The organism is Mesorhizobium sp. M7A.F.Ca.AU.002.02.1.1 (genome assembly GCF_003998535.1).
GTDB classification, from domain to species: Bacteria; Pseudomonadota; Alphaproteobacteria; order Rhizobiales; family Rhizobiaceae; genus Mesorhizobium; species Mesorhizobium ciceri.
The window spans coordinates 1-5,716 of sequence record NZ_RZPB01000398.1 but is presented as its reverse complement, the minus strand read 5'-3'; the positions used below and the strand labels follow the sequence as shown (position 1 = coordinate 5,716).

Annotated in this window: 7 protein-coding genes; 6 read left to right on the top strand and 1 reads right to left on the bottom strand. The window is 63.5% G+C overall.

Features of this window, described 5'->3' with window-relative positions; all coding sequences use genetic code 11:
• The 6 genes from EN879_RS22225 to purU form a co-directional block, all read left to right on the top strand.
• Window positions 1–569, top strand: a 569-nt coding sequence (locus tag EN879_RS22225; RefSeq protein ID WP_164774513.1) for an ATP-binding cassette domain-containing protein, incomplete at its 5' end; no start/stop codon positions are given.
• A 16-nt stretch (window positions 570–585) separates the two neighbouring features.
• Complete coding sequence (locus tag EN879_RS22220; RefSeq protein ID WP_063168537.1) at window positions 586–1,767, top strand: aldose 1-epimerase family protein; 1,182 nt, start codon at window positions 586–588, stop codon at window positions 1,765–1,767.
• A 10-nt stretch (window positions 1,768–1,777) separates the two neighbouring features.
• Window positions 1,778–2,899, top strand: a complete 1,122-nt coding sequence (locus tag EN879_RS22215; protein ID WP_082826495.1) for a fatty acid desaturase family protein — start codon at window positions 1,778–1,780, stop codon at window positions 2,897–2,899.
• A gap of 11 nt (window positions 2,900–2,910) precedes the next feature.
• Window positions 2,911–3,225: a MocE family 2Fe-2S type ferredoxin gene (locus tag EN879_RS22210; RefSeq protein WP_013530832.1), complete on the top strand. Its 315-nt coding sequence runs from the start codon at window positions 2,911–2,913 to the stop codon at window positions 3,223–3,225.
• A gap of 34 nt (window positions 3,226–3,259) precedes the next feature.
• Window positions 3,260–4,060, top strand: coding sequence for a 3-methyl-2-oxobutanoate hydroxymethyltransferase (locus EN879_RS22205; RefSeq protein ID WP_063168536.1), 801 nt, complete (start codon window positions 3,260–3,262; stop codon window positions 4,058–4,060).
• A complete protein-coding gene (purU, locus tag EN879_RS22200) occupies window positions 4,057–4,938 on the top strand; it encodes a formyltetrahydrofolate deformylase (RefSeq protein WP_063168535.1) in 882 nt (293 codons plus the stop codon). Before EN879_RS22205 ends, purU begins: the two co-directional genes overlap by 4 nt.
• 9 nt (window positions 4,939–4,947) lie before the next feature.
• On the opposite strand, the gene EN879_RS22195 is transcribed toward purU, so the two are convergent.
• A partial coding sequence (locus EN879_RS22195) for an aromatic amino acid lyase (protein ID WP_164774512.1) occupies window positions 4,948–5,716 on the bottom strand: 769 nt, incomplete at its 5' end.

Genomic DNA, 5,716 nt, shown 5'->3' with positions numbered 1-5,716 from the left:
GTTCGACACGCGACGCGATGGACCTCGGCATCGAGCCCATCCACCAGGATACGTCTCTTGCGCCGGATCTCAGCATCGCGCGCAATCTTTTCCTTGGGCGCGAGCCGGTCAAGCTGAAATGGCTGGGCGTGTTCGCGCCGCTCGATTTCGCCAAATTGCGAGACGCGGCGTCGGCGCTGTTGAAGCGCGTCGGCATCTCGAAAAAACTCGACGCCGATGCGCTGGTCTCGACGCTATCGGGTGGCGAGCGGCAGTCGATCGCGATTTCTCGCGCCATGCAGTTCGCCGCCAAGGTCATCATCCTCGACGAACCGACCAACAATCTCGGTGTCGAGGAAACCCATGGCGTGCTGCGCTTCGTCAAGGAGGTGCGTGACGCCGGTCATTCCGTGCTCTTGATCACCCACAACATCCATCACGTGTTCCAGGTCGCCGACCGCATCATCGTCATGCGCCGCGGCGAGATCGTCGCCGAGCAGACGGTTGCCGATACCGATCTTCTGACCGTGGAAAGCATCATCACCGGCGCCGATATGTCGGCCCTGCTGAAAGAGACGAGAGCGAAGTGAAGAAGTTGGCCGTCACATGGTAGAACTCTACGGCAAGACGCTTTCGCGCCGGCAGGTGTCGGAACGTTCGGGCATGCTGTCGCAATTTGCCGGCGTGCGGCTGATGACGCTTGGCGACGGCGTGGAACGCGGCATCCGCATGCTGGAGTTCCGCACCGGCACGGGGCTGCGTTTCACGGCGCTGGTCGACCGGGCGCTCGACATCGCCGATTGCGACTTCAAGGGCCAGGCGATCGGCTGGCATTCGCCGAGCGGCTTTCGCAACCCCGGTCTGCACGATTATGAGGGGGAAGGGGGGCTCGCCTGGGCGCGTTCGTTTTCAGGGCTGCTTGTCACCTGCGGCCTCGACCACATATTGGGCCGGGAAGAAGTGCCGGCCGATAGCTACAACTACCCGGGCAGGAAGACCGTGATCCATTCGCTGCATGGCCGCGTCGGCACCATTCCGGCGCGGCTGACCGGTTATGGCGAGACCTGGGACGGCGACCGCTGCGTGCTGTGGGCCGAAGGCACCGTGCAGCAATCGGCAGTGTTCGGCGAGGATCTGCATCTGATCCGGCGTATCGAGGCCGATGTCGGCGGCAACGAGATCCGGCTGTCGGATCGCGTCGTCAACCACGGTTTCAACCGCACGCCGCACATGTATTTTTACCACGTCAATGTCAGCCATCCCTTGCTCGACGAGGGTTCGCGCTATCTGGCGCCGATCCGCGACGTCGTCTGGGCTGGCCATGCCGGCGAGCGCTACCAGGCGCAGAAGGTGGGTTACCGCACGATGCCGGCGCCGCAATCGGGTTTCAGCGAGCAGGTCTGGCAGCACGAGATGGCGGCGGACGCCAATGGCGAGGTGCCGGTGGCAGTGGTCAACGATCAGCTCGGGCTCGGCTTCGAAGTGGTGACGCGCAAGGACCAGCTGCCTTGCGCATATCAATGGCAGAATTTTCAGGCGGGGCAGTATGCGCTGGGCATCGAACCCTCGACGCATCATGTGCTCGGCAATCTCGCGGCGCGCGAGCGGGGCGAGATGATCTGGCTGGAGCATAGTGAAAGCCGTTCTTACGACGCAGTGTTCCGGGTGCTCGACGGCGCCGGCGCGATCGCCGAGGCCGAAGCAAAGATCGCGTCGATCGCCAGGCAGCCGCAACAGGATTATCCTGTACCGTCGGGTAATTTTCCGGGATTGGCGGACAGGGCATGAGGCGAAACGAATGCTCCGGCTGGCGGGCCGGAAATCGGAGGTCGATGTGATGGAGAAAAAGCGCGACTACAGCCTGGTCGGGGAAAGCACGCGCATCGCGATCGAGACCGGGCTGGCCTCGGCCGAGTGGTATCACACCGATGTGCCGCGCAAGGCGATGAAAGAGCTGATGCAGCGCTCGGACGGCCCGGCGATCCGCGACACGATCATCTGGATCGTTGCCATATTGGGTTCCGCCGCCGGGATCGCCTGGTTCTGGGGCACGTGGTGGGTGGTGCCGTTCCTGCTCGTCTATGGCGTGCTCTACGGCTCGTCCAGCGACTCGCGCTGGCACGAGTGCGGCCACGGCACCGCCTTCCGCACACGCTGGATGAACGATGCCGTCTACCAGATCGCCAGCTTCATGCTGATGCGCAATCCGGTGACCTGGCGCTGGAGCCATGCCCGCCACCACACCGACACGATCATCGTCGGCCGCGACGCCGAGATCGCGGTGATGCGTCCGCCGGACCTGCTGCGCGCCGCACTCGCCTTCACCGGTGTTCTCGATTTCCGCTATTCGCTGCCGACGCTGGTGCGCAATGCGTTCGGCAGCATCTCGCCGGACGAGAAAAGCTTTATTCCCGAGATGGAGCTTCACAAGGTGGTCACAGCCGCGCGCTGGCATGTCGCCATCTATGTCGGGGCGATCGGGCTAGCGCTTCATCTGTGGTCGTTCCTGCCGCTGGTGCTGATCGGCCTGCCGCGCCTCTACGGCAGCTGGCACATGGTGCTGACCGGCCTGCTGCAGCATATCGGGCTGGCCGACAATGTCACCGACCACCGGCTGAACACGCGCACCGTCTACATGAACCCGATCAGCCGCTTCATCTATTGGAACATGAACTATCATGTCGAACATCACATGTTCCCGATGGTGCCCTATCACGCGCTGCCGAGGCTGCACGAATTGATCAAGCACGATCTGCCCGAGCCGAACCCTTCGATGTGGCATGCCTATCGCGAGGTCTGGCCGGTGCTGCTGAAGCAGCTTCAGTACGAGGATTATTTCCTCAAACGTGAATTGCCGCCGACGGCGCGGCCGTACCGGGACGAATTCCATGCACTGACCGTTCCGGCGGCGGCGGAATAGGGGAGAAGCAGATGGCCGACTGGGTTGAAGCGTGTGGCGTCGACGATGTCGAGGAAGAGGATGTCATCCGCTTCGATCATGGCGGCCGTACCTTCGCCATCTATCGCAGTCCCGATGACGAGTACTTCGCAACCGACGGATACTGCACGCATGAGAAGGCGCATCTGGCCGATGGGCTGGTGATGGACGACATCATCGAATGCCCCAAGCACAATGGCCGCTTCAACTACAAGACGGGCGTGGCTCGAGGCGCACCGGTATGCGTCAATCTCGCCACCTATCCAGTGAAGGTCGAGGCTGGCAAAGTGATGATCCAGATCGGCTGACCTGCCGCCGAATGCAACTGAGGGAACCCTTTTGATGAGCCGAAAAAGACCGACGGTGGCGGATTTGCGCGCCATGAAGGGCAAGCGACAGCTGACCATGCTGCGTGTGCTGACGATGGACGAGGCCGAGGCCGCGGAGCGCGCAGGGGTCGACATCGTCTCGGTGCCGCCCGAATTGGTGCTCAACCCTGAGTACCGCGACGCGGCGCCCAGCCTGTTCACCATGCCGGGCGACAATTTCTACGAGATCGGCACGGCGGACGATTTCGTGCGCTGGGCCTTCCGGCTCTACAAGGCCGGCGCCGACGCGGTCTATTGCAGCGCCGGCTACGCCACGATCAAGCGGATGGCCGATGACAATATCCCGGTGATCGGCCATGTCGGGCTGATCCCGTCACGGGCGACCTGGACTGGCGGCTTCAAGGCGGTCGGCAAGACCGCCGACACCGCCATGGATATCTTCGCGGCGGTGAAGCAACTGGAGGCCGCCGGCGCCATCGGCGCCGAGATCGAGGTGGTGCCGGTCGAGGTGGCCAAGGCGATCTCGGAGCGGACGTCGCTGATCATGCTGTCGATGGGAGCGGGTACCGGTTGCGATGCGCAATATCTGTTCGCCGACGACATTCTCGGCCAGAACCGTGGCCACATGCCCCGTCATTCCAAGGTCTATCGCAATTTCGCCGCCGAATATGATCGTTTGCAGGCCGAGCGTATCGCCGCGTTTTCGGAATATGTTGCCGACGTGAACAGTCTCGCCTATCCCGAAGACAAGCATGTGGTGCATATGGATCCGGCTGAACTCAGCCTGTTCATGAAGAGGGTCGACGGGGCGTGAAATCTCAAGGCAATGATGCGACGGGCGAGGCCGCGCCGGTTCATATTCTCACGCTTTCCTGCGAGGATCGGCCGGGGATCGTCGCCGCCGTCACGGCGGAGCTTGCCGCGAACGGCGCCAACATCGCCGAAAGCAGCCAGTTCTGGGACCGGCAGACCAATCGCTTTTTCATGCGGATCGCCTTCATCAGCCCGTTAGGCTCGACCGGGGACAGTCTGGAGCGGGCCCTGGAATCGAGCGTCGACCGCTTCGGCATGAAGACCGCGCTGGTCGATCAGGGACGCCGCCCGAAGATCATCGTCATGGTCTCCAAGTTCGACCACGCGCTTCTCCATCTGCTGTACCAGATCAGGGTCGGCTGGCTGAACGCGGAGGTTGCAGCCGTCGTCTCCAACCACGAGGATGCCCGCCGCTTCGCCGAGCTGGAGGGCATTCCCTACCACCATTGGCCGACCACCAAGGAGAACAAGGCCGAACAGGAACAGAAACTGCTGGACCTGGTGCAGCGGACAGGGGCCGAACTGGTCATCCTGGCGCGCTACATGCAGGTCTTTTCAAAAGGTCTGTCGGACCGGCTGTTCGGACGGGCGATCAACATCCACCATTCGTTCCTGCCGAGCTTCAAGGGCGCCAAGCCGTACCACCAGGCTTTCGACCGCGGCGTCAAGCTGATCGGTGCGACGGCGCATTACGTCACCTCCGACCTCGACGAGGGCCCGATCATCGATCAGGAGACCGAACGCGTCACCCATGCGATGAGCGCCGAGGATTTCGTCGCCGTCGGGCGCGACATCGAAAGCCGGGTACTGGCGCGCGCCGTCAAGCTGCATCTCGAAGCCCGCGTCATGCTCAACGGCCACAAGACCGTCGTCTTCTGAGAAGCCGCGTCAGGCCGGCCAATTTCCGCCGGCGAGCGCGGCGTAAAGCGCTTCGGCGTCGATGCCGAGCGGCCGGTCCTCTTTCAGCATGGGGACGAGCGAGCGTATCGCCGCGTGAAGTGCGGCCGTGCGCGGCGCCAGTGTGAAGCCGTCGCGCAGGTCGACGGCCTGTGCCGCGGCCATCAATTCGAAGGCGATCAGCCGCCGCCACAGCGCGATCATCCCTGCGCATTTCGCAACCGCCAGAGGTGTCTGCGTGGCGTGATCCTCGACGCCCTCCGACACGGCCAGAAAGTCGAGCATCACCGGATTGGCCTTGTGGCGGATGGCGGCCAGGATCGAGGTCACTGTCTTCTGTAGCGGCACGAAGCCGGCCGAGGCGCCGCCGACCGGCGACAGATATTTCGGCAGGCCATTGCGGCCCGAACCGGTGAGCTGAATGAAGCGCGCGGCACTGGCCGCGGCACATTGGGCGATCGCCAGGCCGAGCGTCTCAAAGGCGAGCGCCAGTGCGGCGGTGTGGAAATTGCCGGTCGACAGTACCAGTTCATCATCGCCCAGCACCAGCGGGTTGTCGGCGGCGGCGTTGAGCTCGATCTCGACAGCCTGTCTCGCCTGGCCGATCGCCTCGATCAGTGCGCCATGGACCGATGGCATGCAGCGGATCGACAGCGGGTCCTGCAAGGTGGTCGGTGCCGGCGCGTCGTCTCGGACGAGCAGATTGTGCAGCACCTTGGCTGCTTCCTGCTGGCCGGCCGCCGGGCGCGCCATATGCAGG